1 pseudogene is annotated in these 239 nt (G+C 67.8%); it reads right to left on the reverse strand.

The window, feature by feature from the left end:
* A pseudogene (locus ACQG3P_RS23055) lies at positions 1 to 239 on the reverse strand (hypothetical protein); the annotation flags it as partial.

The raw sequence follows: 239 nt of genomic DNA on the forward strand, positions 1-239 counted from the left end.
CCCCCCCCCCCGTCTTTTCTGATACGGCGACCACCGCGATCTACACACGCTTGGACACGTCGGCAGCGTCAGATGTGTATAAGCGACCGGCAGCGGGTTGCGCCGGTAGTGTTCCACCACCACGCCGGTGGTGCCCAGCGCGGCCGAGGCGAGCAGTGCACAGCCCATCACCGGCGGGTCGAACCACCATCGAACGTCGCCCTGGGCCAGAACCGCCACCAAGAGCGCCAGCGCTGGTG

The sequence above is a fragment of the Stenotrophomonas sp. SrG genome (assembly GCF_050031795.1).
Classification (GTDB): domain Bacteria; phylum Pseudomonadota; class Gammaproteobacteria; order Xanthomonadales; family Xanthomonadaceae; genus Stenotrophomonas; species Stenotrophomonas rhizophila_A.